Origin of the sequence: Paraburkholderia sp. SECH4 (assembly GCF_030511745.1) — a bacterium.
Lineage (GTDB): Bacteria > Pseudomonadota > Gammaproteobacteria > Burkholderiales > Burkholderiaceae > Paraburkholderia > Paraburkholderia madseniana.
Window position 1 is genome coordinate 52,942 of record NZ_JALOCP010000004.1, and the last position, 25,139, is coordinate 78,080.

Sequence of the window (25,139 nt, forward strand, 5' to 3'; positions counted from 1 at the left end):
ATGCAACAACACAAGGAGAGTAACAAAATGATGTCAAAACTTCGTTTCGCATTTGCCGTATTGATGGTCGGTGCGTTGGCCGCATGTCACTCGGGCGTCAAGCTCGACGAAAACGCTAACAAGGGTGGTGCAGTTTCGACGCAACCGAATCCGACCGATGTCGCTCAGGTCAACGTCGATCCGCTGAACGATCCGAACAGCCCGCTTGCCAAGCGCAGCATCTACTTCGACTTCGACAGCTACTCGGTCAAGGACGACTATCAATCGCTGCTGCAACAACACGCGCAATACCTGAAGAGCCATCCGCAACGTCACGTCCTGATCCAGGGCAACACCGACGAACGCGGTACCAGCGAGTACAACCTGGCGCTTGGTCAGAAGCGTGCTGAAGCTGTGCGCCGTTCGCTGTCGCTGATGGGCGTGACGGACTCGCAAATGGAAGCCGTGAGCCTCGGCAAGGAAAAGCCGCAAGCTACCGGTCATGACGAATCGTCGTGGGCACAAAACCGCCGCGCCGACCTCGTGTACCAACAGTAAGTAACAGGTGATGAGCCGAATGACGCATCGTTTCTCCTGGCTGCGGTTTGCCGCAGCGGCCTGCGTCGCGGGCACGGCCTTCGCGGCTATGCCTGCGCATGCGGGCATCTTTGACGACGATCAGGCCCGTCAGGCCATTCTCGATCTGCGTTCGAAGACCGATAGCCTGTCGAGCCAATTGTCGGCCGCACAGCGCACGATCCTCGATCAGTCCAACCGCCTCGACCAGTTGAATCAGCAGGTCGCAACGTTGCGTGGGCAGAACGAGGATATGGGCAACCAACTCACCACGCTGCAAAAACAGCAGAAGGACTACTACACCGATCTGGACACGCGCCTGAAGAAATTCGAGCCGCAGCAACAGACGGTGGATGGCGTCCAGGGTGAGGTGCAGCCGGGCGAAACCGATTCGTTCAATGCGGCGTCACAGTTGTTCCGCAACGGCGACTTCAAGAATGCGGCGGCCTCGTTCCGCAGCTTCATCTCCAAGTTTCCGAACAGTCCTTACCAGCCGACCGCGCAGTACTGGCTCGGCAACGCGCTGTATGCGCTGCGCGACTACAAGGGCTCAACGGCGACCTGGCAAGGTGTGGTGGCTAAGTATCCGCAGCATCCGCGTGCGCCGGAAGCGCTGCTCGCGATTGCGAACAATCAGCTTGAGCAAGGTCAGAAGGCTGCGGCCAAGAAGACGCTGGAGCAGATCGTCGCGCAGTACGGCGGCTCGGACGTCGCGCAGTCGGCTCAGAGCAAGCTGTCGCAGATCAAGTAGTCGTACAGGGTTTGGCAGTTGATGTAACGCGCAGTGGCTGCGCAGTCTCCAAATTAACGGCCACGCGCGCCTCTCGCCGGAAAGCCCGGGGTAGCGATACCTCGGGCTTTTCACTATCTGAAGTGCGGAAAGCTCGACTCACCACCATGGGTTGACAGGCCATAGGTCCTATCGCTATAATCTCGCTTCTCTTTTGGGTCGTTAGCTCAGCTGGTAGAGCAGCGGACTTTTAATCCGTTGGTCACAGGTTCGAATCCCGTACGGCCTACCAAAAGATTCAAGGGCCTGCACGCGTCAGCGTGCAAGCCCTTTTCTTTTTGCGGCTCGAATCCGCGCGCGGTCTCGGCGAATCACGCCGTCACCATTCGTCCGTATCGCCCCAACCGAATGGCGTCGCGAGAAACACCGTTTGAGTGACGAGCGAAAGCGACGAAATCGGAACGATATCGCCGCACTCTTTACACGCGTGCGAAGCATTCTCACAGCGCCAATCACAAAACCCCACGCACCCACGGGCCCCCTCTTACATCACGCCTCTTCGATACGAAACAGATACAACGGACTCCGAACATTGATATTTATTGAGACGTGAAGACGTGCAATGATCGCCGCCGATTCTGCGAATCACGCTGCAACGCTGCGTGAGCAGACGCTTTGGCAACGCCGCAGATCCCTGCGCTTTCATTCTGTCAACATGACCAATTTTCTGTTCGACCTCGTCTCGAACCTTGTTTTGCTGGCTATCGTGCTGAGCGCATGTCATCTGTGCAACCGGTTCGTACCCGGCGCCGCGCTCAATGGTGCGCACATTTTCGTCGCAATGATTTCGGCCGCCTTGCTGCTCGATGCCGCGCTAACCTTTCTCGTGTTCGCCGATGCGCAGAGCCGCTATGGCAAACTCAGCACGCCGGCCGCGTTCTTCGAACGCGCCAGCGCGTATGTGCTTGCTGCCATTGCCGCATTGGCGTCGCGCTACGTGGCACGTCGCGCGCGCGCCGCCAAAACCAACCACAACACGCTGGTCATTCGCACGTCCCCGTACTCCGAATCTCAACCGCCGATGTAGTCCCACACGGCCCGTTTTCTTCCCTTACGCAATCCGCATCATCAACAGGAACGGACCTTGCGGTTGCACGCGCCGTCGCGTATAACTTTCGAAGATCGAGATTTGCCGTTTGCGCCCGTCGCCGGGCATTTGCCGCTGTATTGCACTACCGCCGTTCAATCAGTCGAAGGCAACTCATCCAGCGAGGAACATCTTGGATCTCGAAACCGTACGCGTGTTCATCATGACCCGAGGCATCGACCTCGGCACCAAGGTACTCGGCGCAATCGTCTTGTGGATCGTCGGCCGGTGGGTCATCGGCCTCATCACCGGCTTGCTTCGCAAACTGCTGTCGAAAAACGGCCACGTCGATCCAACACTCGCTCATTACCTCGGTTCGATTCTCGGCGCACTGCTGAACCTGCTGCTGATCCTTGCGATCCTGCAGGTGTTCGGCGTCCAGACTACCTCGTTCGCCGCGTTGCTCGCTGGCCTCGGTCTTGCAATCGGCACGGCGTGGGGCGGCTTGCTCGCTCACTTCGCGGCAGGCATCTTCATGCAGGTGCTGCGGCCGTTCAAGGTGGGGGATTTCGTCATGGCGGGCGGCGTCACGGGCACGGTCTCGGAACTAGGCCTGTTCGGCACGACCATCGTGACGCCCGACAATGTGGTAACCATCGTGGGTAACAACAAGATCTTTTCGGACACAATCTCGAACTACAGCGCATTGCCGGTGCGGCGCGTCGAGCTGACCGCGAAGATTGCGAACGGCGTCGATCCTACGGATGCGATGGTCCGGTTGAAGGCGGCCGTTACGCAAATCCCCAACGTGGCCGAGAGTCCCGCACCGGATATCGAAGTACTGAGCTTCACGCCGGAAGGACCGTTGCTGTGCGTACGGCCCTACACGCATACCGACCATTACTGGCAGGTCTACTTCGACACCAACCGCGCGATCATCCAGACCTTCAAGGACGCAGGCTATCCGACACCGGAAACACCGCTTGCGCCGCGTATCGTCAGTTGAGCACTATCGGGGCTCAGGTCTCTGGATCGAGGCTGACGTCCGCTAAGGTGAAGCGTTGTTCGCTGCCTCAGCGCTTCAACTGACCAGAAGCCCGACCGCAAAACGAAAACGGCGTCGCGAGATTCGTGACGCCGTTTGTTCGTTCAGCTTCGTACTACGTGAAGCGTTAGCGGCTACCCGACTTGGCCGCGTCGCTCTTCTTGCGCGTCACTTTCCACAGCGCGCCGAGCACAACCGGCACCACGGCCGCGCCGATACCCACCAGCACGATCAGGTTCAAATACTGCCGGATGAACGGAATGTTGCCGAAGAAGTAACCGAGGAACACCAGCAGCAACACCCAGAGCAGCGCACCCAGGACATTGAAAAGCTGGAACCGGCTAACCGTCATCTCCGACGCGCCCGCCACGAATGGGGCGAAAGTCCGCACCACCGGAATGAAACGCGCCAGCACGATGGTCTTGCCGCCATGCTTCTCGTAGAAGTTATGAGTCTTCTGCAGCGCGCTGCGGTCGAGGAAGCGCTCAAGGAAAGGGATGCGCGAATTGAACACCCGCGGCCCGATGGACCGCCCGACCATGTAGTTAACCGTGTTGCCGGTGATCGCAGCGACGAGCAGCAGCACGATCAGCAAACCGAGATTCATTTCGCCGGTCGCACAAAAAGCACCGCCGATGAACAGCAGTGAATCGCCCGGCAGAAACGGCAGGACGACCAGCCCGGTTTCGCAGAACACGATCAGAAACAGCACCGCGTAGACCCAGGCGCCGTACTCGTGAATAAAGACTCCCAGAAACTTGTCGATGTGCAAGACAAGGTTGGCGAACTGTAGCAGCGTGTCCAAAAAGCGTCCTTTATTGAGCGAATGTGAGCGTGGCGGAAGCGGCCGCGTCAGCAGCCTTGCGGGCGATGAGCAACGAGCGCATGCTCGCCGCTGGAAATTGACCGCGTCATGATACCGAAAGTGCCCGGCTGCGATTAAAAATCTGGCTTGCGCGGACAATTTCGACGCCGTGCGGCGATTCTGCAGTTCTGCGATCACCGGCCGCACGACCGCGCCGATTCCTACCTTCGGCCCCCATCCAGCCTGTTCGCGCCGAATCGCTATAATTTCGCCATGTCAGAATTCTCCGAAACGCCTGCCGGCACCGCCGACGCGGCCGCAGTTTCCGCCGCCGCGCCCGTCCCACGCCCGTTGCGGGCGATCCAGCCCTTGCCCGATCAGTTGATCAGCCAGATTGCCGCCGGCGAAGTGGTCGAGCGGCCGGCCTCGGTGGTCAAGGAATTACTGGAAAATGCGCTCGACGCCGGCGCGCAGACGCTGCGCATCCTGCTCGACGAAGGCGGCGTCAAACGCATCTCGATCACCGACGACGGCTGCGGCATCCCCGAAAACGAACTCGCGCTCGCGCTGATGCGTCACGCGACCAGCAAGATCCGCTCGCTCGCCGAACTGGAAGCGGTTGCCACGCTGGGGTTTCGCGGTGAGGCGCTGGCGTCGATTGCATCCGTCGCGCAGATGGCCATTACGAGCCGCACGGCGGACGCGCCGCACGCCGTGCGCGTCGACGCGCAAACGGGAGTGCTGAGCCCCGCCGCGGGCACCCAAGGCACCACGATCGAAGTCCGCGAGCTGTACTTCAACACGCCCGCGCGCCGCAAATTCCTGAAAAGCGAGCAGACCGAACTTGGCCATTGCCTCGAACAGATTCGTCGCGCTGCGCTCGCGCGGCCGGATGTGGCGATTTCGGTCCTGCATAACGGTAAGGCGGTCGAACACTGGAACGCCAGCGAACCGCCCGTGCGGGTCGCCAAGATCCTCGGCGAAACCTTTGCGACGGCTCATTTGCCGCTCGACGAATCCGCTGGACCGCTCGCCGTCTACGGCTGCGCCGGCCTGCCGACCGCGAGCCGCGGACGCGCCGATCAGCAGTATTTCTTCGTCAATGGCCGGTTCGTGCGCGACAAGCTGCTCACGCACGCCGTGCGCGCCGCCTACGAAGACGTGCTGCACGGCGACCGCTATCCGTCCTACGTGCTGTTTCTCGATCTGCCGCCAGAAGCGGTCGATGTGAACGTGCATCCGTCGAAAATCGAAGTGCGGTTTCGCGATTCACGCTCGATTCACCAGTTCGTATTCCACGCGGTGCAGCGTGCGTTGGCGCGGCACGCAGGCGCGTCGCCGGAAACGACCGCCGGTGGGCACGCGGCGCATCTGGAAGCGTCTCCGGGTGGTCCGGCTTCGTTCGGCGCTACACCGCTCGGCGGCGCGGGCGCTGGAAGCGGCGGTGGCTTTGGCACCAGTGCAGGCGTAGGCGGCCCGGGCGGCGGCTTTGCTGGCGGATCCGGATCCTCGCAGCCGGGCAATACCTGGATGCGCCAGGCGCGCATGACACAAGGCACGCTGCCGGTTGCCCAACCGTTGGCCTTCTACGACGCCCTCTTCGGTCGTAGAGACACGAACACCGGCACAGCGGAAGGCGCGACGCTCTTCGAAGCGCGCGACTCGGCTACGGAAGCGCAGTCCCCGTACAACGCCTCAGGGCCGTACACATCGCCTGCGTTCAATGCCTCGGACGAGCAGCCGCTCGGCTTCGCCCTCGGCCAGATTCACGGCATCTATGTGCTTGCACAGAACGCGCATGGACTGGTGATTGTCGATATGCACGCCGCGCACGAGCGCATCCTGTACGAGCAGTTTAAAAACGCGCTGGCCGATCGCACGATTGCCGTGCAGCCGCTGCTGATCCCGCAGACCATGCAGGCCGATCCGATCGAAATCGGCACGGTCGAAGAAGAGCGCGACACGCTGGACGCACTCGGCTTCGACCTCGCGGTGCTGTCGCCGACTACGCTCGCGATCCGCGCTGTGCCCGCCCTGCTGAAAGACGCCGATCTGCAGGCCTTGGCCCGTGCGGTCCTCTCGGACCTGCATGCGTTCGGCGGTTCACGCGTACTGACGGAGCGTCAGCACGAACTGCTCGGCACGCTCGCCTGCCATCACGCGGTGCGCGCGAACCGGCGTCTGACGCTCGACGAAATGAACGCCCTGCTGCGCCAGATGGAGGCGACCGAGCGCGCCGACCAATGCAACCACGGGCGTCCGACGTGGTATCAGTTGACGCTGTCCGATCTCGATCGGCTGTTCATGCGTGGACAGTGACGGTGCGCCTGATTACGCTGATTCGGCGCGCGCCGTCTTGCCTATGACCTCAAGCACTTCACGCACACCCACGCCGATCCCTTGCCTGCTCGGCCCGACCGCATCCGGTAAAACCGCTGCCGCGCTGGCGCTGGCCGCACGGCGGCCGGTAGAAATCATCAGTGTCGATTCGGCGCTGGTGTATCGCGAGATGGATATCGGCACTGCCAAACCGACGGCGGAAGAACGCGCGGTGGCGCCGCATCATCTGATCGACATCGTCGATCCGACGGACGCATATTCGGCGGCGGAATTTCGCAGCGACGCGTTGCGCCTGATCGGCGAGATCAGCGCGCGCGGGCGACTGCCCTTGCTGGTCGGCGGGACGATGTTGTACTACAAGGCACTCACTCAAGGGCTAAACGACCTGCCCGCCGCCGATGCCGACGTTCGCGCAACGCTCGATGCCGACGCCGCACGCGACGGCTGGCCCGCAATGCATGCGCGGCTTGCCGCTGTCGATCCCGTTACGGCCGCGCGTCTGGCGCCGAACGATTCGCAGCGAATTCAGCGGGCGCTCGAAGTTTTCATGCTGACGGGGCAAGCGATGTCCGCTTTGCTAGCCGCGCCCGCTCGAACGGATGACGCCGCATTGGCGTGGCGCTTTGTGCCCATTGCGCTCGAGCCATCCGATCGAAGCTGGCTGCATGCGCGCATCGAAAAGCGCTTCGACGCCATGCTGGCCGACGGCTTTATCGACGAAGTGGTGAAATTGCGCGCACGCGGAGATCTGTTGCCCGAGATGCCGTCCATGCGCTGCGTGGGATATCGGCAGGTCTGGGAATATCTCGACGGGGTGGTCGATTACTCGACCATGCGGGACAAGGGGGTCTTTGCTACCCGGCAATTGTGCAAGCGGCAGCTCACATGGCTGCGCAGCATGACAGAGCGGGTTGTTGTTGATTGCTGCGACCCCAATGCTACCGGGCAGGTCGTGAGCTTGATTGAAGCGTTAATTTGAGGTTTTACCCGCGCGACGTTCTTTCTGTACGCCGCGCAGGCAAACCAGCCTTTGGTCAAGCAGGGACTGTTTAGATGACTACCGTCTGAGCTTCACCGGCCGCGCTCTCGCGAATCACGCCGATTTTCCAGACCTGTTCGCCAGCCGCCGACAAAGACGCGACCGCAGCGTCAGCATCCGCAGCGGCAACCACCACTGCCATGCCGATCCCGCAGTTGAACACGCGGTGCATTTCCGCATCCGCCACGCCGCCGTGCTCCTGCAGCCACGAGAACAGCGGCGGCATCGTCCAGCTACGGTGATCCAGCTCAGCCGTCAGACCTTCGCGCAAAACGCGCGGAATGTTTTCGACCAAACCACCGCCAGTGATGTGCGCCATACCCTTCACAGCGATCTGCTGCATCAAGGCCAGCAAAGGCTTCACATAAATATGCGTAGGCGCCATCAGCGCATCGGCCAGCGAGCGGCCATCAAAATCCGCATTCAGATCCGGCTGCGCGCGCTCGATGATCTTGCGCACCAGCGAAAAACCATTCGAATGGATGCCGCTGGAAGCCAGGCCCAGCACCACATCGCCCGGGGCGATCGTGCTGCCGTCGATAATCTTGCTCTTTTCCACCGCGCCGACCGCAAAACCGGCCAGATCGTATTCACCGTCCGGATACATGCCCGGCATTTCAGCCGTCTCGCCGCCGATCAGCGCGCAGCCCGACAGTTCGCAACCATGCGCGATACCCTTCACAACCGTCGCCGCCGTAGCGACGTCCAGCTTGCCGCAAGCGAAATAATCGAGGAAGAACAGCGGTTCGGCGCCCTGAACCAGGATGTCGTTCACGCTCATCGCCACCAGATCCTGCCCGACGGTGTCATGTTTGTTCAGTTGGAAGGCGAGGCGCAGCTTGGTGCCGACACCGTCGGTGCCCGAAACCAGCACCGGTTCCTTGTATTTCTTCGGCACTTCGAACAGCGCGCCAAACCCGCCGATGCCACCCAGCACGCCGTCGCGCATCGTCTTTTTGGCAAAGGGCTTGATCGCGTCGACAAGGGCGTCGCCCGCGTCGATGTCCACGCCAGCGTCGCGATACGACAAACCTTGGGCGTCAGAGGCGGATTTCGGTTGATTCATGGGGAAGAGCAAGAAGGTCGGTAAAATGCGATTTTACCCGATGCCGACCAGAGTTGGCGCTTCAGCGCTTACTCTGGTCCCATACAGAGTTGCCGGCCGGCTGGCTGGAATTTGAATCATCCTGAATCCTCCGGTCACGACGACACCAGGGAAATAACTTTGCAACAGAACTCCTCGATCCTGACGCCTGTGCAGCGCCGCGCCTTTATCTGGCTGGCGATCGCGCTGGGCGTCGGCATTCTGCTCTGGCTCCTGAGCCCGGTGCTCACGCCGTTCCTGCTGGGCGCCATTCTCGCGTACATTCTGCAACCGGGCGTCGCGTGGATGGTGCGCCGGCGCGTGCCGCGCGGACTCGCCGCCTTGCTGATGATGCTGCTGTTCTCGTTGCTGATGACGCTGCTCGTACTGCTGGTGCTGGCCGTCATCCAGAAAGAAGGACCGCAGTTGAAGCAGCAGGTGCCCGTGCTGTTCGCCCACGTGAGCGCCTGGCTGCAACCCAAGCTTGCGCTGCTGGGCCTCGCCGACTCGCTCGATTTCGTCAGCATCCGCGATCTCGTGATGGGCCAGCTCGAGGGCAGCGCGCAGCAGGTCGCGCTGTATGTATGGACCTCCGTTCGCACCAGCGGCAACGTGATGATGACAGTGGTCGGCAACCTCGTGATGGTGCCGCTCGTGCTGTTTTATCTGCTGTACGACTGGAATCGCATGCTCGCTCGCATGCAGATCACGGTGCCGCGCCGCTGGCTCGACAAGACGCTGCAACTCGCGCGCGACATGGACCAGATGCTGTCGCAATACCTGCGCGGCCAATTGCTCGTGATGGGCGTGCTCGCGGTCTATTATGCGATTGCGTTGACCATCGCTCGCTTCGAGATCGCGCTGCCGGTGGGTATTTTCACGGGCCTCGCTGTGTTCATCCCGTACATCGGTTTTGCAACCGGTCTCGCGCTGGCGCTGCTCGCGGCACTGCTACAGTTCGGCGACTGGTACGGCTTCGGCGCGGTCGCGCTGATTTACGGCGTCGGCCAGATCGTGGAGAGCTTTTATCTCACGCCGCGCCTCGTCGGCGAACGGATCGGCCTGCACCCGCTCGCGGTAATCTTCGCGTTGCTCGCGTTCGGTCAACTGTTCGGCTTTTTCGGCGTGTTGCTGGCATTGCCGGTCAGCGCCATTCTGTCGGTAGCCATGCGCGAGTTGCGTCAAAGCTATCTGACGAGCACGCTTTACAACAACTGAGTCACTGACTGCTCATTGACTGCTCATTGACTGTTCATGGACGTTTTAGGGCCCGCGATCCGGGCCATTTGCGGCCTAAGCCTCATTTTCGGCATTAACCTACTGTGCTTCGTCAACTGACGCTCGATCTCGGCACCCCGCCGCCATCGACATTCGACAATTTCTTCGCCGGCGCCAACGCCGAGCTGGTCACGCGGCTGCGCGAGCTCGACAACGCGCTCGCGGCCGGGCCAGTGGCCGATCGCACCTTCTATGTCTGGGGCGAAGCCGGCAGCGGCCGCACGCATCTGCTGCAGGCGCTGGTCCACGAAGCGCCGCCGGGTCATGCACGTTTTGCCGGTCCGCAGAGCAGCCTCGCCGCTTTCACGTTCGACCCGCGCGTCGCGCTGTATGCGGTCGACGATTGCGACGGTCTGTCCGCGGCGCAGCAGATTGCCGTGTTCAACCTGTTCAACGAGGTGCGCGCGCATCCCACCAGCGCGCTCGTCGCCGCGGGCAATGCGCCACCGATCGGAATGACGGTGCGCGAAGATCTGCGCACCCGTCTCGGCTGGGGCCTGGTGTTTCATCTCGCGCCGCTGCCGGACGAAGGCAAGGCCGCCGTGCTGAAACACGCGGCGCGCGAGCGCGGCATCATGCTCGCCGACGACGTCCCCGCCTACCTGCTCACGCATTTTCGGCGCGATATGCCGAGCCTGATGGCCTTGCTCGACGCGCTCGACCGCTTCTCGCTCGAACAGAAACGCGCGGTTACGCTGCCGCTCCTGCGCACCATGCTGGCCTCGCCCGACGCCGACGATCGGCGAGCCGCGCCCCCTTCATCGGCCTCATCCGCGTCCCCCGCCGCCGCTTCAAGTAAAATAGGCCCCCATGGCTAACCTCGCACTCTTCGACCTCGACCACACCCTCATTCCCACTGACAGCGACCACGAATGGGGCCGCTTCATGGTGAAACAAGGCATGGTCGACGCTGAAAACTTCGCTCGTGAAAACGACCGCTTTTTCGCCGACTACAAGGCCGGCAAGCTCGACATTCACGCTTATCTGATCGCCATGCTCACGCCGCTCGCGAAATACACGCGCGCGCAGCTTGCCGACCTTCACGCGCAGTACATGCATGAAGTGATCAAGCCGGCGATCTTTCCGGTCGCGCTGGAACTGGTCAGGGAGCATCGTGAAGCCGGTGATCTCTGCTGCGTGGTCACCGCGACCAACGAATTCATCACCCGTCCGATCGCGCAAGCGTTCGGCGTCGACGCGCTGATTGCCTGCGAAGCGGAAACCGTCGACGGCCAGCCGCATTCGCCGTACACCGGCCGCCCCACCGGCACGCCGAGCTACAAGGAAGGCAAGATCGTCCGTACCGAGGCGTGGCTCGCATCCCTCGGCAAAACCTGGAGCGACTTCGAGCACAGCTATTTCTATAGCGACTCGCACAACGACATCCCGCTGCTCGAAAAGGTCACCGATCCGATCGCGACCAATCCCGACGACACATTGCGCGCCCATGCGCAGGCCAAAGGCTGGCGCATCCTCGAACTCTTTCAACCCTCGTGATCAAAAAACTTATCCGCAAGCTATTCGGCCAGGACCCGGCGCCCGCTGACGACACCCCGCCCGCCGAAGCCGAAGCAGACGAAGCCGGCGAGGCGCCGGCACGCAACGCGTCCAGCGCCACCAAAGCGCGCCGCAAACCGGCGCGCCCTGCCGCCAAAACCGTGCGGGACCCCGACGTGCCGGTCATCATTCCGCACGACGTGCATGGCATCGATCAGTCGCTGATCTCGAGGAACGCGATTCGCGTCACCGAGGGTCTGCAGGAAGCGGGGCATCGCGCGTTTATCGTCGGCGGTGCGGTGCGCGATCTGCTGCTCGGCATCAAGCCGAAAGACTTCGACGTCGCGACCGACGCCACGCCCGAACAGGTGCAGAAGCTGTTCCGCCGCGCGCGCATCATCGGCCGCCGGTTCCAGATTGTGCACGTGCAGTTCGGCCAGGAAATCATCGAAACCTCGACGTTCCGCGCACTGGTCGATCCGCCCGCCGCCGACGCGGCGCCGCCGCGCCGCCTGAAGCGCGACGAACTCGACCGCCGCACGCATGCGGTAGACGCCAGCGGCCGCGTGCTGCGCGACAACGTCTGGGGCGAGCAGCACGAAGACGCCACGCGCCGCGATTTCACGATCAATGCGATGTACTACGATCCGGCCACGCAAACCGTGCTGGACTATCACAACGGCATGGCCGACATGCGCGCGCGTCTGTTACGCATGATCGGCGACCCGGCCACGCGTTATCGCGAGGATCCGGTGCGCATGCTGCGCGTGGTGCGTTTTGCCGCCAAGCTCGAGTTCGAGATCGAAGACACGACCCGCGCGCCGATCGCCAAAATGGCCGATCTGATCAACAACGTGCCGGCCGCGCGTCTGTTCGACGAGATGCTCAAGCTGATGCTGTCGGGCCACGCGCTTGCCTGTTTGAAACGTCTGCGCCAGGAAGGCCTGCATCACGGTCTGCTGCCGCTGCTCGACGTGGTGCTGGAACAGCCGATCGGCGAGAAATTCATTACGCTCGCGCTGACCAATACGGACGCCCGCGTGCGTGCCGGCAAGCCCGTTTCGCCGGGTTTCCTGTTTGCCACGCTGCTGTGGCACGACGTGCAGACACGCTGGCAACAATTTGAAGCGAACGGCGAATATCCGGTGCCGGCCCTGCATCGCGCGATGGACGAAGTCCTCGACATGCAAACCGAGAAACTCGCGATCCACAAGCGCTTTTCGTCGGATATGCGCGAGATCTGGGGGCTGCAACTGCGCCTCGAGAAACGCTCTGGAAGAAGCGCGCTGAAGCTGCTGGAACACCAAAGATTTAGAGCGGGGTATGATTTCCTCCTGTTGCGCTGCGAATCGGGCGAACTCGATGAGTCGGTCGGTGCGTGGTGGACGGAGTTCATCGAAGGAGACGTCGCTGCGCGGGAGACTTTGCTCACGCAAGGCGGGAAGGACCGAAGCCCCAGAAAACGACGGCGGCGCAGCAGTGGCGCAAGGAGCCGCAAACCGGGCGACGGAATGGAGGGCGGCACGCAAGCCGAACGCACAGCCAACGACGCGGGCCATGACGGCCCGCACGAAGACTGACACAGCGTTGACGGTTGCCGTCGAACGATAGTTGCAGGAAGTTATGCCATGACGGTTGCCTATCTCGGCCTCGGCGCGAATCTCGGGGACGCGCGCCAGACCCTGAAAGACGCGGTGGTGTGCCTGGCACAACAGCACACCATCTCCGTGCTCGCGAAGTCGAGCCTGTATCGCACTGCCCCGATCGACGCGGGCGGTGACGACTATTTCAACTGTGTCGTGAAGGTCGAAACGACGCTCCCCGTGCGGCATCTGCTAGCGCTATGCCACAAAATCGAGCATCAGTTCGGCCGTGAACGGCCGTTTCGCAACGCCCCGCGCACGCTCGATCTGGACATCCTGCTATACGGCGATCAATCGATCGACGAAGCCGATCTGATCGTGCCACATCCGCGTTTGATCGAACGCGCCTTTGCACTGGTGCCGCTCGTCGAGATCGACCCAACGCTGATCATCCCGCAACACGGCCGTGCGGAGGCGCTGCTTGGTGGCGTGCACGATCAACGCATCGAAAAGGTGAAGGGGCCGTGCCAGTGTCCGATGCTCAATGCATTGACCGCCGACGCCCCTGCCAGGGACAAGGGCCGTTGCGAATGAATTCGCCGCCACTCACCGTCACCGCGCCGCAACTGCGGCCGCCCTTCGGCTATCTCGCGATCGAAGGGCCGATCGGCGTCGGCAAGACTTCACTCGCGCGGCGGCTCGCCCAGCGCTGGTCGATGCAGGAACTGTTCGAGCGGCCGCAGGACAATCCCTTTCTCGAACGCTTTTATCGCGACACCACGCGTTATGCGCTGCCCACGCAATTGCACTTCGCCTTGCAGCGCGCGCAGCAGGCCCAGAACGTGGCGGCCGCGCACGTGGCGGGCACGCCGCTGATTGCCGATTTCATGACGCAGAAGAACGACATCTTCGCGCGTCTGACACTGCAGGAAGACGAGTGGCAGCTTTATCGCGCCCTCGCCGCGCGAATCGACGTGAGCGCACCTGCGCCGGATTTCGTGGTCTACCTGCAAGCCAGTCCCGAAGTGCTGTTCGCGCGTATCCAGAAACGCGCGGTGCCAATGGAACTGCAGATTTCCGATGCGTATCTGCACGCGCTCTGCGACGCCTACAACGAGTTTTTCTATCACTACGACAGCGCACCCGTGCTGACGGTCAACGCTGAACATCTGAATCCGCTCGACTCGGACGCGGACCTTGCGCTACTCGCCGAACGCATCGAAACCATGCGCGGCCGCAAGGAATTCTTTGTCAAAGGCACGTCGCTTTAAGCGACGCGCCGCTCTTCTTTCCAACGGATTTCCCCATGACCTATTTGCAGGAAGCGAGCCGGAACGCCATCACCGTCCCGAAACTGCAGGCGATGCGCGACGCTGGCGAAAAGATCGCCATGCTGACCTGTTACGACGCGAGCTTCGCCGCGCTGCTGGATCGCTCGGGCGTCGACGTGCTGTTGATCGGCGACTCGCTCGGCAATGTGCTGCAAGGCCAGGCAACCACGCTGCCAGTCACGCTTACCGACATCGCGTATCACACGGCGAGCGTCGCGCGAGCGCGGCCCTCGGCGCTGGTGGTCGCCGACCTGCCGTTCGGCACGTACGGCACGCCGGAAGACGCCTTCAGAAGCTCCGTGGAACTCATGCGTGCCGGCGCGCAAATGGTGAAACTCGAAGGCGGTGAGTGGCTCGCGGACACGGTGCGCTTTCTGGTCGAACGGTCGATTCCGGTGTGCGCGCACGTCGGCCTGACGCCGCAATCGGTGCATGCGTTCGGTGGTTTCAAGGTGCAGGGCAAGACCGATGCCGGCGCGAGCCAGGTGCTGCGCGACGCGCTCGCCGTGCAGAATGCAGGCGCCCAACTGATCGTGATAGAAGCGATTCCCACGCTGCTCGGCAGTGAAGTCACGAAGCAATTGCGGATTCCGACTATCGGCATCGGCGCGGGTCTGGATTGCTCGGGTCAGGTGCTGGTGCTACACGACATGCTGGGAATTTTCCCAGGCAAGCGGCCGCGCTTTGTGAAAGATTTCATGCAGGGGCAGCCGAACATTCAGGCTGCCGTGGAAGCGTATGTGCGTGCTGTGAAGGACGGCTCGTTCCCGGGGCCGGAGCATACGTTCTAATTACGCGGTCTGTTAGCGGATTACATCAATCGGGCGTAATTGCGCCCGATTGATGTGTTGTCCCGTTTGGTCCTGTTTTGTCCTATTTGGGACCCGTCCGATATCGCCTGAAAACCTGATCGTCTATCTTCGTCTACCTTGTTAACGCGGCGCTGCCGCAAGCCGAAGAGAGATGACCATGAGCCCCTTTTGCCTGATCGATGTAGCGGAAATCCGCAATCACGCCACCGCACCGCATGACTTGCGGGAATCCACTTGGCACGCCCGCTTGTCCGGATGGATGGCCCGCTTGCTGCACGCTCGCCACAGTTGAGCCGCTGTGGCGGCATGCGTCACCCAAAGCCGGTAGCACGGCTACCTCAAGCCTCGCCCCTCCCACCTTAGCCCAGCACTCGCGCCTTTACCGCGCCTCGCAGTGCGTTGCACACCAGAAGTGCTTCGGCATTCTGCACATCGACTCGAGTCAGCACGCGTTCAGCAGCGCGAAGGCCGGTATCCTCCAGCAACACACCTCGCATGATCCCGGGCAGCACGCCCGACTCTAATGGCGGCGTCCACCACCGTCCCGCCAGCTTCACAAACACGTTCGACCGGCCGCCTTCGGTCAACTCGCCGCGCTCGTTGAAGAACAGCGTGTCGAATGCGCCTTTCGCTTCGGCTTCGCGCCAACCGCGATCGTATTCGGCGCGGCGCGTAGTTTTGTGGCGCAACAGCGGATCGTTGGCGTCCGTCGTGGGGAAATCGTGATCCGGCCCAAGCAGCACGCCGACCGTCGAGTCGGCCAGCGGCGTCAGCACTGCCGCCGTTATTTGTGCCGCGCCGTTTTTGCTCAACGCGAGGCGCATGCGGTGCGGGATTTGCGTTGGCAACGCCGCACATCTTTCTGCGATTTGCGCGCGAATTTCGTTTTCGTCGTCGAGTTTGAAACCCAGCGTCGCGGCGCTCGCGGAGAGTCGTGCGAGATGACGCGACAGATTCCGCACGCCCTCTTCCCGCATCGCATACATCGTTTCGAAGAGCTCGAAACCCGGCTCGGCGCCGGTCAGAAAGCTGGCCTTCAATTGGCACTCTGCATATTCGTCGGCGGCGAGGCTGTCGAGCACGATGCCTGCGCCGACCCCCATCTTGCCTTGCAGTTCGCCTGGTTGTGCGGTCGGGGTTAAGGTCAACGTGCGGATCGCGACAGATAGGCAGAAGTTGCCGCAGGCGTCTTCGCTTATGGTGGCATCGAGCCAACCGATCGCGCCTGTGTAAAGACCCCGCGGCGTACTTTCCAATTCCTCGATCAATTGCATCGTGCGATGCTTCGGCGCACCGGTGATCGAGCCGCATGGAAACAGCGCACGCATGATCGTGGCGAAAGACGTGCCGACGCGCAACGTCGCATGCACCGTCGACGTCATCTGCCAGACCGACGCATACGGCTCGACCGAAAACAGCGCCGGCACACTGACCGAGCCTGTCTGCGCCACGCGCGACAGGTCGTTGCGCAGCAGGTCGACGATCATCACGTTTTCGGCGCGATTCTTCGGGTCATTCGCGAGGAAATCGGCGGCGCCGCGATCCGTGGCAGGATCTTCCGAGCGCGGCGCCGTGCCTTTCATCGGACGGGCCCGCAATAGCGCGCCTTCCTTCTCGATGAACAACTCCGGCGAGCATGACAGCACCCACTCGTCGCCCGGCAACGCAATCAACGCACCGTACGGAACCGGCTGACGCACTCGCAGTCGCCGATAAAGCGCGGTCGGCGAGCCGAACACGTCGAAACCAAGCCGGTACGTGTAGTTGACCTGATAAGAATCGCCCGCGCGCAGGGCGGCATGGATCGCATCGATCGCTTCGTTAAATTGCTTTGGATCGACGCTCGCGCGCACGTTTGCGGTACCCGCTACCGACGCCTCAGCCATCCCGCCGTCGCGCGCCATGAGCCACGCGTCGACCTCGTCGCGCGACAGCTTCTCGCAACGTTCGAACAATAAAAAACGCAGCGTGGCATCGCCACGCTGCGTTTCTTTCAATGCCTGGTGAGAAAGGCCGCCGTCCAGAAGGTGCCGGCCAAACTCATAGTCGGCGAGCACGACGGCATGCAAACCACGCCGTGTATCCGCGGCCACGGTCTCGCACACGACTTCGAGTTGCGCGGCGTCCGCGCAAACCCGCTCATGCACAAAACCCGTGTACAGACGACTCGAACGGCGCGCCGCCGTCGCGTCGCAATCGTCGAGCAACGCGAACACTGCATCGCGCTCATCTGCCGTCATGCTTACCGCCACATCAAACCGCTATTAATCGAAGAAGCTCTTCACCCGATCGAACCAGCTCTTGCTCTGCGGGCTATGCCGTGCGCCGCCTTCCACGAGTGCCTTCTCGAATTGCTGAAGCAACTCGCGCTGCGGCTCCGTGAGCTTGACCGGCGTTTCGACTTGCACGTGCACGTAAAGATCGCCGGCAATGCTCGAACGCAGCCCCTTGATCCCCTTGCCACGCAGACGGAACGTCTTGCCCGACTGCGTGCCTTCCGGCACCGTGAAGCTCGCGCGGCCCGCGAGGGTCGGCACTTCGATTTCGCCGCCGAGCGCCGCCGTGGTAAACGGAATCGGCATCTGGCAATGCAGGTCGTCGCCGTCGCGCTCGAATACCGAGTGCTGCTTGATGTGAATCTCGACGTACAGATCGCCCGACGGACCGCCGTTGATACCCGGCTCACCGTTGCCGGCCGAGCGGATGCGCATGCCGTCGTCGATACCTGCCGGGATCTTCACTTCCAGCGTCTTGGTTTCCTTCACCTTGCCCGCGCCGTGGCAGTGGCCGCACGGTTCAGGGATATAGGTGCCGGTGCCGTGGCACTTCGGGCAGGTTTGCTGGATGCTGAAAAAGCCCTGCGACATCCGCACCGAACCCGAGCCGCTACAGGTCGGGCAGGTCTCCGGCTTGGTGCCGGGCTTCGCGCCCGAGCCGTGACAGATTTCGCACGACACCCAGCTCGGCACGCGAATCTGCGTGTCGTAGCCGTGTGCGGCCTGTTCCAGCGTGATTTCCATGCTGTAGCGCAGATCGGCGCCGCGATACACCTGCGGACCGGCACGGCCGCCACCGCCGCGTGCGGCACCGCCGGCCGCCTGGCCGAAGATGTCGCCGAAAATATCGCCGAATGCATCGGCAAAACCGCCGAAGCCTTGCGCACCGGCTCCGCCCATGTTCGGGTCGACGCCCGCGTGGCCGTACTGATCGTACGCGGCACGCTTTTGCGAGTCCGACAGCATTTCATAGGCTTCCTTCACCTCTTTGAAATGCTCTTCCGCATCCTTGTTGCCGGGATTGCGGTCGGGGTGGTGCTTCATCGCAAGCTTGCGATAAGCCTTCTTGATTTCGTCGTCGCTCGCGTTCTTTGCGACGCCCAGAACCTCGTAGTAATCCCGTTTCGCCATATCGGTTCAACGCCACTCGCGCAATGCGACGCGGTGGCTCCTCTTGAATGCTGGAGTCTTGCGACTCGTCCGGCCGCCGTTTCCCGCCGCTTTCACGCGACTCAAAACAACGCCCTCCATAAAACAAATGTGCCCGGAGAGCCCAAAAAGGCTCACCAGGCGCGATAACCGCTTTGCAGGTTCATGCACCCGGACGGGAGCAAACCGTTTTGCAGCCAGGCCGCACACATCGCTGTGTGCGGCTTTACGGTCAGATTGCGACCCGGCTTTAGTCTTTCTTCACTTCCTTGAACTCGGCGTCGACCACATCGTCCTGCTGCTGATGGCTCGCGCCACCCGCCGATGCACCCGCACCTGCCGCGCCCGCTGCCGCAGCTTCGGCACCTTGCGCAGCCTGCATGTCGGCGTACATCTTCTCGCCCATCTTCTGCGAGGCGGTGGCCACCACTTCGATCTTGGCTTCGATCGCGGCCTTGTCGCTCGAACCGCTCTTCAGCGTTTCTTCGAGGTCCTTCAGCGCGGTTTCGATCGCTTCCTTCTCCGCGGCGTCCAGCTTGTCGCCGTATTCGGTGAGCGCCTTCTTCGTGCTGTGGACCAGCGCATCGCCCTGGTTACGGGCATCGGCCAACTCACGCAGCTTGTGATCTTCTTCCGCGTTCGCTTCGGCGTCCTTCACCATCTTCTCGATTTCGGCTTCGGACAGACCCGAGTTCGCCTTGATCGTGATGCGGTTTTCCTTGCCGGTCGCCTTGTCTTTCGCGCCGACGTGCAGAATGCCGTTCGCGTCGATGTCGAAGCTCACTTCGATCTGCGGCGTGCCGCGCGGTGCCGGCGGAATGCCTTCAAGGTTGAACTCGCCCAGCAGCTTGTTGCCCGCTGCCATTTCGCGTTCGCCCTGGAACACCTTGATCGTCACGGCGCCCTGATTGTCGTCAGCCGTCGAGTAGACCTGTGCGTGCTTGGTCGGGATCGTGGTGTTCTTGTTGATCATCTTCGTCATCACGCCGCCGAGCGTTTCGATGCCGAGCGACAGCGGGGTCACGTCGAGCAGCAGAACGTCCGTGCGGTCGCCCGACAGAACCTGGCCTTGAATCGCGGCGCCAACGGCCACGGCTTCGTCCGGGTTCACGTCACGGCGCGGTTCCTTGCCGAAGAACTCCTTGACCTTGTCCTGCACCTTGGGCATACGCGTCATGCCGCCGACCAGAATCACGTCGTCGATCTCGCCAACCTTCACGCCTGCGTCCTTGATCGCCGTGCGGCACGGTTCGATGGTGCGTTCGATCAGTTCTTCAACCAGTGCTTCGAGCTTGGCGCGCGTAATTTTCAGGTTCAAGTGCTTCGGACCCGACGCGTCGGCCGTGATGTACGGCAGGTTGATTTCGGTCTGCTGGCTTGACGACAGTTCGATCTTCGCCTTTTCAGCCGATTCCTTCAGGCGTTGCAGCGCGAGCACGTCTTTCGACAGGTCGACGCCCTGTTCCTTCTTGAACTCGCCGATGATGTAATCGATGATGCGTTGATCGAAGTCTTCACCGCCGAGGAACGTGTCGCCGTTCGTGGACAGCACTTCGAACTGCATTTCGCCGTCAACGTCAGCGATTTCGATGATCGATACGTCGAACGTACCGCCGCCCAGGTCATACACCGCGATCTTGCGGTCGCCCTTTTCAGCCTTGTCCAGACCGAATGCCAGAGCGGCTGCGGTCGGTTCGTTGATGATCCGCTTCACTTCCAGACCGGCAATGCGGCCTGCGTCTTTGGTAGCCTGACGCTGGCTGTCGTTGAAGTACGCGGGAACCGTAATCACGGCTTCGGTGACCGGCTCGCCGAGGTAATCTTCAGCGGTCTTCTTCATCTTGCGCAGCGTTTCCGCGGAGATTTGCGGCGGTGCGAGCTTCTGGTCGCGCACTTCGATCCATGCGTCGCCGTTATCGGCTTTCATGATCTTGTACGGCATCAGAGCGATGTCTTTCTGCACTTCCTTTTCTTCGAAGCGGCGGCCAATCAGGCGCTTGACCGCGTACAGCGTGTTCTTCGGGTTCGTGACCGACTGACGCTTCGCAGGCGCGCCGACGAGAATCTCGCCGTCTTCCATGTAAGCGATGATCGACGGCGTGGTGCGCGCGCCTTCCGAGTTCTCGATCACCTTGACCGAATTGCCTTCCATGATCGCCACGCACGAGTTGGTCGTGCCGAGGTCGATACCGATGATTTTGCCCATTTTTACTAATCTCCTGACTTTGATCGCTGCGGGAATCGCCGTTTTTGCCCATCTGGCGGTACGGCGATCCGCTCTGAATTCCTACCTGCACTCAACATAAGTGCGTCCGCATCGTTTTCAAGACCTCTTTTACGATGCGGTCTTTAATTTTTTTCAATCGGTCGAGCTTTTGCCGCTTTTTTCACCATTTGCCGTACTGCCGACCACATTGCCCGCACAGATCTTGTCCCGCGCGACCGCGACCGCCGCCTCGAACTGCCCCAGGCCGTGCCAGCCGGTTGCCTCGGTAAAAGAAGAACCATGTGGGCACGCCGTGAAGCATGAACGCAGTGGCGTCAACGGGAATGTTGGCCATCACGGTGCCTGTCGGGCGGACCGGCTGATAACCAGGTCCCTGATGCGGCGTCTGAGGCAGCTCGTGCGGCGGCCTCAGATGCTTGCTTACTTCGGCGCCGCGACAGTCACTAGGGCCGGACGCAGCACGCGGTCGGCGATCACGAAGCCCTTTTGCAGCACAGCAACGACGGTGTTCGGTTCCTGATCGGCCGGCACCATCGAAATAGCCTGATGACGGTGCGGGTCGAACTTCTCGCCAACCGGGTTCAGGGCAACGACGCGGCCCTTCTCCAGCGCGCCGGAGAGCTGGCGCAGCGTAAGTTCGACGCCTTCGCGGACCTTTTGCAGGTCGTCGGACGAGTGTGCAACAGCCGCTTCGAGGCTGTCGACCACCGGCAGCAAATGCTCAGCGAAGCTTTCGATCGCGAACTTGTGGGCCTTGGCGACATCTTCCTGGGCGCGGCGGCGCACGTTCTCAGTCTCCGCCTTCGCCCGCAGGAAGCTTTCCTGCAGCTCGGCGAGCTTCGCCTCTGCTTCGGCCAATGCGGCTTCCGCGCCGGTTGCCGGCGCTTCAGGCGCAGCATTTGCAGCCGCGTCCTGCTGGGGTGCTGCAGCCTCGGCGGCCTGGCGCGCGGTTTCGTCGGCGGGCGTGGGATTCTGGCTCGTCGGGTTCTCTTGCGTGTTTTCCATGTCGCTGACAGTCGTTAAAAGGTTAAAGCTAGTGGTGGCGGCAACGCGTCAAAAGCTGTCGCAATTTGTGCGTTGCAAAATTGCGACAGACAACTTGGTGCGTGAGCGCGTATCGAAACGGCAGATGGGGCCGGAAAGACCCAATTCAAGCGCATCTCCCGGAACTTTTCACACCGCGGACGTGCGGCAGAAATGCCCGGTTACAACCATTATTGCGTCGCAATCAGATTGAGATTGAGTGCGCCCAACAAGTGGCCTATGCTCCATTAAAGCGTCGGAAAAGACACGTTAACCCTAATCTAACGTAAGCCTTACCGATAATTTTCAATTACCACCTGATTCGCCTGTTTCCGTCTCGAATCTTCCCAAGGGGAGTACCGTGAAACTGACCTTTGCAATATCGGTGGTCGCATTGGTACTGATCGCGGGCACCACGACCATCTGCCTGTCCGGGGCCGTCAACGATCACACCACCGAGTACGGCGGTGTGCACGCGACGATGGAACAACTGTTCAATCCCCACCTGAAAGTTTGTCGATAGTGCGCCGGTCGCGCTTGGTCGGCCTGCCGTGCAAAGCGGCGGCCGGTTCGCGGTATGTCTTGCGCCGCTCCTGCTCGACCTGCCGCTTCACCTTGCTCTCTTCGGTTTCCGCATAAAGCGTCTGCGCGACGCTGGCCGGGCCGCGCACGTCGCATACGCCCAGCACTTCCACCTGCCAGACAATCCGCTCGATTTCTATCTCGACCAGGTCGCCTACGCGCACATCCTTGGCCGGTTTGACACTCGCGCCGCCGATGCGCACGTGCGCTTTTTCGACGGCATCCGCCGCGAGCGAGCGGGTCTTGAAGAAGCGCGCCGCCCAAAGCCATTTGTCGATGCGCAGCTTCGCGCCCGGTTCGGTTGAAATCCTGTAATTCATGAGCCTGCTTAAGCCCCAGTCGTGTGCGGCACCGGCACTGCTTGCACGGGCCAGCCCTGCAGATTCTGCGCGACGATTTCGCCGAGCGCGGCGATCCACGGCTGCGAGGCGTTCAGGCAGGGAATTCGATGGAATTCCTTGCCGCCCGCCTGCAGGAACTCGTCGCGCACCTCCATGCCGATTTCTTCAATCGTTTCAAGGCAGTCGGCGGTAAAACCCGGACAGAACACGTCGGCACGCCGCACGCCCGCCGAGCCCAATTCCTTCAGCGTGGGGGCGGTGTACGGCTGCAGCCACTCAGCCTTGCCGAAGCGCGACTGAAACGTGACGCGGCATTCCACCTGCGTCAATCCCAGCGCCTGCGTCAACAACGCGCCGGTCTGCTGGCATTGCTCGTGGTACGGATCGCCGAGATCCATCGTGCGCTTTGGCACGCCGTGAAAACTCAGCACCAGCTTGTCGCCTGCCGCGAAATCCGGCCGGCCGTGCTGATGCCAATAGTGATGCACCTGAGCGGCGAGCGCGGCGATATAAGCCGGATGATCGGCGTACTGCCGCACCGTGCGGATTTCCGGCTGATTGCGCATGCGCTTGAGGGCCGAAAAGGCGTCGTCGAACGCCGTGGCCGTGGTCGACGACGAGTATTGCGGATACATGGGCATCAGCAGAACGCGCTCGGCGCCTGCCAGCTTGAGCTGGTTCAGCATGGCCGGAATGCCGGGCGTGCCATAGCGCATCGCGTAGTCGACCAGCACCGTGTAATCGTTCAATTGCAGCAGATGGCGCAAACCCTCCACCTGCTTCTCCGTGAAGACACGCAGCGGCGAGCCTTCCGGCATCCACACGGCCGCGTACTTCTTTGCTGACGCGGGGCTGCGGAACGGCAAAATCAACACGCGCAGGATCACCTGCCAGAGCAGCGCCGGAATTTCGACCACGCGAGGATCGGACAGGAACTGCGCAAGATAGCGCCGGACCGCACGCGGCGTCGGCGCGTCGGGCGTGCCGAGATTGATCAGCAACACGGCGACACGATGTGACGTGGCGTTCTGCGATGGCCGCTCGAGGTCGAAGCGCATAGGCAGCAGGGATAACCGCTTTGGGCGGAGAGTCGGTTCAGGTGGAATTCATTATAGCGGCGCGGTCCATTGCGAGGTCCGCCAGGGACCCCTGGCCATTCGGCCAATTGGCAAGCCGCGCGCTGTCGCGCATCATTTGCAGCATGAGGCGTGCGGCAGCCACGGTGACCGCAGGTTACTGTTGACTAAGCGTCAGCGAAAGCAACCGCGCGGTGATGTCCACGATTGGAATCACTCGGTTGTAGGCCATGCGGGTCGGCCCGATCACGCCGAGCGTGCCGACAATCTTGCCGTTCACCTCATAAGGCGCGGTGACGACGCTCATTTCCTCGATCGGCACAAGATTCGACTCGCCGCCAATGAAAATCTGCACGCCCGCGGCGTGACTCGACACGTCGAGCAACTGAAGGAGACTGGTCTTTTGGTCGAACACATCAAACAGCTTGCGCAGGCGCGCCATGTCCGACGACAGGTCGGCGACTTCGAGCAGGTTGCGCTCGCCGGAAATCAACACGTGTTCGCCGGTGTCGGTTTCATCCGTGCTGGCCGTGACCGCGGCGTGCATCAGCGTGGTCATGTCGCCGCGCAATTCGTCGATTTCTTCGCGCAGGCGGCGGCGCACATCGTCGAACGAGAGGCCCGCGAAGTGCGCATTGATGTAATTGGAGGCTTCCACCAGTTGCGACGGCGAAAAGTCGCGCTGGGTCGCCATGATGCGGTTCTGCACGTCGCCCTCGGGCGTCACGATGATCAGCAGGATACGCTTGTCCGACAGGCGCATGAATTCGATCTGCTTGAACACGTGGCTGCGGCGCGGCGTGAGCACCACACCGGCGAACTGCGACAGATTGGACAGCACGCTGGCCGCCGCGGCGACGACTTTCTGCGGTTCGCCCGCCTGCAGCGTAGTCTTGACGATACGCATCACCGCTTCTTCGTCCGCGGCGGATTCCACCGTCAGCATGGTATCGACAAACAGCCGGTAACCGCGCGGCGTCGGGATCCGGCCCGCCGACGTATGTGGACTGATTACGAGCCCCAGGTCCTCGAGATCGGACATCACGTTGCGGATCGTGGCCGGGCTCAGTTCGAGGCCGGAATAGCGTGACAACGTGCGCGAGCCGACCGGCTGACCTTCGGCGATGTAGCGCTCGATCAGCGTTTTGAGGAGGGTTTGTGCGCGGGGATCTAGCATGACGGAAAATTTTAGCTCAATGACGCGGCTACAGCGAGCGCTAACGGCGCCAACCCCTGACTATCGCGCCGCCGGTTGGCGGGGCGACGCATGTCATCAAGG

23 protein-coding genes, 1 tRNA gene and 1 pseudogene are annotated in these 25,139 nt (G+C 61.8%); 15 read left to right on the top strand and 10 right to left on the bottom strand.

Going from position 1 to position 25,139, the window contains the following annotated elements; all coding sequences use genetic code 11:
* Positions 1 to 27: 27 nt before the first annotated feature.
* The 5 genes from pal to M0D67_RS07495 all read left to right on the top strand — a co-directional run bounded on the left by pal (position 28) and on the right by M0D67_RS07495 (position 3,378).
* Positions 28 to 537: a peptidoglycan-associated lipoprotein Pal gene (gene pal / locus M0D67_RS07475; RefSeq protein ID WP_035552920.1), complete on the top strand. Its 510-nt coding sequence runs from the start codon at positions 28 to 30 to the stop codon at positions 535 to 537.
* Between the two features lie 19 nt (positions 538 to 556).
* Positions 557 to 1,306 (top strand): tol-pal system protein YbgF, encoded by a 750-nt coding sequence (gene ybgF / locus M0D67_RS07480; protein WP_171926338.1) that lies wholly within the window; start codon positions 557 to 559, stop codon positions 1,304 to 1,306.
* Positions 1,307 to 1,501: 195 nt separating this feature from the next.
* A tRNA-Lys gene (locus M0D67_RS07485) sits at positions 1,502 to 1,577 on the top strand.
* 330 nt (positions 1,578 to 1,907) lie between these two features.
* Positions 1,908 to 2,372 (top strand): hypothetical protein, encoded by a 465-nt coding sequence (locus M0D67_RS07490; RefSeq protein ID WP_308112558.1) that lies wholly within the window; start codon positions 1,908 to 1,910, stop codon positions 2,370 to 2,372.
* A gap of 193 nt (positions 2,373 to 2,565) precedes the next feature.
* Positions 2,566 to 3,378, top strand: coding sequence for a mechanosensitive ion channel family protein (locus M0D67_RS07495; protein WP_154565854.1), 813 nt, complete (start codon positions 2,566 to 2,568; stop codon positions 3,376 to 3,378).
* 166 nt (positions 3,379 to 3,544) lie between these two features.
* On the opposite strand, the gene M0D67_RS07500 is transcribed toward M0D67_RS07495, so the two are convergent.
* Positions 3,545 to 4,222 carry a DedA family protein gene (locus tag M0D67_RS07500; protein ID WP_154565853.1) on the bottom strand — a complete coding sequence of 226 codons (678 nt, stop codon included), beginning with the start codon at positions 4,220 to 4,222 and terminating at the stop codon, positions 3,545 to 3,547.
* Between the two features lie 273 nt (positions 4,223 to 4,495).
* Between M0D67_RS07500 and mutL the strand changes: the two genes are divergently transcribed.
* Together mutL and miaA are read left to right on the top strand one after the other, a co-directional pair.
* Positions 4,496 to 6,541, top strand: coding sequence for a DNA mismatch repair endonuclease MutL (mutL, locus tag M0D67_RS07505; RefSeq protein ID WP_266238374.1), 2,046 nt, complete (start codon positions 4,496 to 4,498; stop codon positions 6,539 to 6,541).
* Positions 6,542 to 6,584: 43 nt separating this feature from the next.
* Positions 6,585 to 7,541, top strand: a complete 957-nt coding sequence (gene miaA, locus M0D67_RS07510) for a tRNA (adenosine(37)-N6)-dimethylallyltransferase MiaA (RefSeq protein ID WP_266238376.1) — start codon at positions 6,585 to 6,587, stop codon at positions 7,539 to 7,541.
* 70 nt (positions 7,542 to 7,611) lie between these two features.
* Here miaA and purM read toward each other — a convergent pair whose 3' ends face one another.
* Positions 7,612 to 8,667, bottom strand: a complete 1,056-nt coding sequence (gene purM, locus M0D67_RS07515) for a phosphoribosylformylglycinamidine cyclo-ligase (RefSeq protein ID WP_266238378.1) — start codon at positions 8,665 to 8,667, stop codon at positions 7,612 to 7,614.
* A 159-nt stretch (positions 8,668 to 8,826) separates the two neighbouring features.
* Between purM and M0D67_RS07520 the strand changes: the two genes are divergently transcribed.
* From M0D67_RS07520 to panB, 7 genes are all read left to right on the top strand, one after another.
* Positions 8,827 to 9,903 carry an AI-2E family transporter gene (locus M0D67_RS07520; RefSeq protein WP_266238379.1) on the top strand — a complete coding sequence of 359 codons (1,077 nt, stop codon included), beginning with the start codon at positions 8,827 to 8,829 and terminating at the stop codon, positions 9,901 to 9,903.
* 104 nt (positions 9,904 to 10,007) lie between these two features.
* Entirely contained in the window at positions 10,008 to 10,781 is a 774-nt protein-coding gene (hda, locus tag M0D67_RS07525; protein WP_168435938.1) for a DnaA regulatory inactivator Hda, read from the top strand.
* Positions 10,774 to 11,460 carry an HAD family phosphatase gene (locus M0D67_RS07530; RefSeq protein ID WP_097391368.1) on the top strand — a complete coding sequence of 229 codons (687 nt, stop codon included), beginning with the start codon at positions 10,774 to 10,776 and terminating at the stop codon, positions 11,458 to 11,460. The genes hda and M0D67_RS07530 overlap by 8 nt, the downstream gene beginning before the upstream one ends.
* The gene (gene pcnB / locus M0D67_RS07535; protein ID WP_266238382.1) at positions 11,457 to 13,040 is read left to right on the top strand and encodes a polynucleotide adenylyltransferase PcnB; all 1,584 of its coding nucleotides are present in this window, start codon (positions 11,457 to 11,459) and stop codon (positions 13,038 to 13,040) included. The genes M0D67_RS07530 and pcnB overlap by 4 nt, the downstream gene beginning before the upstream one ends.
* A 48-nt stretch (positions 13,041 to 13,088) precedes the next feature.
* Complete coding sequence (folK, locus tag M0D67_RS07540; RefSeq protein WP_154565846.1) at positions 13,089 to 13,637, top strand: 2-amino-4-hydroxy-6-hydroxymethyldihydropteridine diphosphokinase; 549 nt, start codon at positions 13,089 to 13,091, stop codon at positions 13,635 to 13,637.
* Positions 13,634 to 14,314, top strand: a complete 681-nt coding sequence (locus M0D67_RS07545) for a deoxynucleoside kinase (protein ID WP_154565845.1) — start codon at positions 13,634 to 13,636, stop codon at positions 14,312 to 14,314. The genes folK and M0D67_RS07545 overlap by 4 nt, the downstream gene beginning before the upstream one ends.
* Positions 14,315 to 14,349: 35 nt before the next feature.
* Positions 14,350 to 15,165, top strand: coding sequence for a 3-methyl-2-oxobutanoate hydroxymethyltransferase (gene panB, locus M0D67_RS07550; protein ID WP_266238385.1), 816 nt, complete (start codon positions 14,350 to 14,352; stop codon positions 15,163 to 15,165).
* Positions 15,166 to 15,545: 380 nt separating this feature from the next.
* Here the strand turns inward: panB and pabB are convergent, their stop codons facing one another.
* From pabB to grpE, 5 genes and pseudogenes are all read right to left on the bottom strand, one after another.
* Positions 15,546 to 17,426, bottom strand: a complete 1,881-nt coding sequence (gene pabB / locus M0D67_RS07555; RefSeq protein ID WP_266238387.1) for an aminodeoxychorismate synthase component I — start codon at positions 17,424 to 17,426, stop codon at positions 15,546 to 15,548.
* A gap of 24 nt (positions 17,427 to 17,450) precedes the next feature.
* Positions 17,451 to 18,593 (bottom strand): molecular chaperone DnaJ, encoded by a 1,143-nt coding sequence (gene dnaJ, locus M0D67_RS07560; protein WP_054040973.1) that lies wholly within the window; start codon positions 18,591 to 18,593, stop codon positions 17,451 to 17,453.
* 268 nt (positions 18,594 to 18,861) lie between these two features.
* The gene (dnaK, locus tag M0D67_RS07565) at positions 18,862 to 20,817 is read right to left on the bottom strand and encodes a molecular chaperone DnaK (protein WP_154565841.1); all 1,956 of its coding nucleotides are present in this window, start codon (positions 20,815 to 20,817) and stop codon (positions 18,862 to 18,864) included.
* Positions 20,818 to 20,970: 153 nt separating this feature from the next.
* Positions 20,971 to 21,142: pseudogene (locus M0D67_RS07570) on the bottom strand (thioredoxin); the annotation flags it as partial.
* Positions 21,143 to 21,258: 116 nt separating this feature from the next.
* Complete coding sequence (gene grpE / locus M0D67_RS07575; RefSeq protein WP_171926326.1) at positions 21,259 to 21,843, bottom strand: nucleotide exchange factor GrpE; 585 nt, start codon at positions 21,841 to 21,843, stop codon at positions 21,259 to 21,261.
* A gap of 379 nt (positions 21,844 to 22,222) precedes the next feature.
* Between grpE and M0D67_RS07580 the strand changes: the two genes are divergently transcribed.
* Positions 22,223 to 22,384: a hypothetical protein gene (locus tag M0D67_RS07580; RefSeq protein ID WP_266238390.1), complete on the top strand. Its 162-nt coding sequence runs from the start codon at positions 22,223 to 22,225 to the stop codon at positions 22,382 to 22,384.
* Here the strand turns inward: M0D67_RS07580 and M0D67_RS07585 are convergent.
* The 3 genes from M0D67_RS07585 to hrcA form a co-directional block, all read right to left on the bottom strand.
* The gene (locus M0D67_RS07585) at positions 22,356 to 22,763 is read right to left on the bottom strand and encodes an RNA-binding S4 domain-containing protein (protein WP_175052135.1); all 408 of its coding nucleotides are present in this window, start codon (positions 22,761 to 22,763) and stop codon (positions 22,356 to 22,358) included. The two genes, M0D67_RS07580 and M0D67_RS07585, sit on opposite strands and share 29 nt — an antisense overlap.
* An 8-nt stretch (positions 22,764 to 22,771) precedes the next feature.
* The gene (hemH, locus tag M0D67_RS07590) at positions 22,772 to 23,842 is read right to left on the bottom strand and encodes a ferrochelatase (RefSeq protein ID WP_154565839.1); all 1,071 of its coding nucleotides are present in this window, start codon (positions 23,840 to 23,842) and stop codon (positions 22,772 to 22,774) included.
* 175 nt (positions 23,843 to 24,017) lie between these two features.
* The gene (gene hrcA, locus M0D67_RS07595; protein WP_154565838.1) at positions 24,018 to 25,037 is read right to left on the bottom strand and encodes a heat-inducible transcriptional repressor HrcA; all 1,020 of its coding nucleotides are present in this window, start codon (positions 25,035 to 25,037) and stop codon (positions 24,018 to 24,020) included.
* Positions 25,038 to 25,139 lie beyond the last annotated feature (102 nt).

What these genes read in the sequence shown, in the direction of transcription:
- purM (WP_266238378.1), bottom strand. Translation starts at nt 8,667, where the DNA reads ATGAATCAACCGAAATCCGCCTCTGACGCCCAAGGTTTGTCGTATCGC.
- hrcA (WP_154565838.1), bottom strand. Translation starts at nt 25,037, where the DNA reads ATGCTAGATCCCCGCGCACAAACCCTCCTCAAAACGCTGATCGAGCGC.
- hemH (WP_154565839.1), bottom strand. Translation starts at nt 23,842, where the DNA reads ATGCGCTTCGACCTCGAGCGGCCATCGCAGAACGCCACGTCACATCGT.
- miaA (WP_266238376.1), top strand. Translation starts at nt 6,585, where the DNA reads ATGACCTCAAGCACTTCACGCACACCCACGCCGATCCCTTGCCTGCTC.
- pabB (WP_266238387.1), bottom strand. Translation starts at nt 17,426, where the DNA reads ATGACGGCAGATGAGCGCGATGCAGTGTTCGCGTTGCTCGACGATTGC.
- dnaK (WP_154565841.1), bottom strand. Translation starts at nt 20,817, where the DNA reads ATGGGCAAAATCATCGGTATCGACCTCGGCACGACCAACTCGTGCGTG.
- ybgF (WP_171926338.1), top strand. Translation starts at nt 557, where the DNA reads ATGACGCATCGTTTCTCCTGGCTGCGGTTTGCCGCAGCGGCCTGCGTC.
- dnaJ (WP_054040973.1), bottom strand. Translation starts at nt 18,593, where the DNA reads ATGGCGAAACGGGATTACTACGAGGTTCTGGGCGTCGCAAAGAACGCG.
- M0D67_RS07585 (WP_175052135.1), bottom strand. Translation starts at nt 22,763, where the DNA reads ATGAATTACAGGATTTCAACCGAACCGGGCGCGAAGCTGCGCATCGAC.
- folK (WP_154565846.1), top strand. Translation starts at nt 13,089, where the DNA reads ATGACGGTTGCCTATCTCGGCCTCGGCGCGAATCTCGGGGACGCGCGC.
- grpE (WP_171926326.1), bottom strand. Translation starts at nt 21,843, where the DNA reads ATGGAAAACACGCAAGAGAACCCGACGAGCCAGAATCCCACGCCCGCC.
- M0D67_RS07530 (WP_097391368.1), top strand. Translation starts at nt 10,774, where the DNA reads ATGGCTAACCTCGCACTCTTCGACCTCGACCACACCCTCATTCCCACT.
- M0D67_RS07490 (WP_308112558.1), top strand. Translation starts at nt 1,908, where the DNA reads ATGATCGCCGCCGATTCTGCGAATCACGCTGCAACGCTGCGTGAGCAG.
- M0D67_RS07545 (WP_154565845.1), top strand. Translation starts at nt 13,634, where the DNA reads ATGAATTCGCCGCCACTCACCGTCACCGCGCCGCAACTGCGGCCGCCC.
- pal (WP_035552920.1), top strand. Translation starts at nt 28, where the DNA reads ATGATGTCAAAACTTCGTTTCGCATTTGCCGTATTGATGGTCGGTGCG.
- mutL (WP_266238374.1), top strand. Translation starts at nt 4,496, where the DNA reads ATGTCAGAATTCTCCGAAACGCCTGCCGGCACCGCCGACGCGGCCGCA.
- panB (WP_266238385.1), top strand. Translation starts at nt 14,350, where the DNA reads ATGACCTATTTGCAGGAAGCGAGCCGGAACGCCATCACCGTCCCGAAA.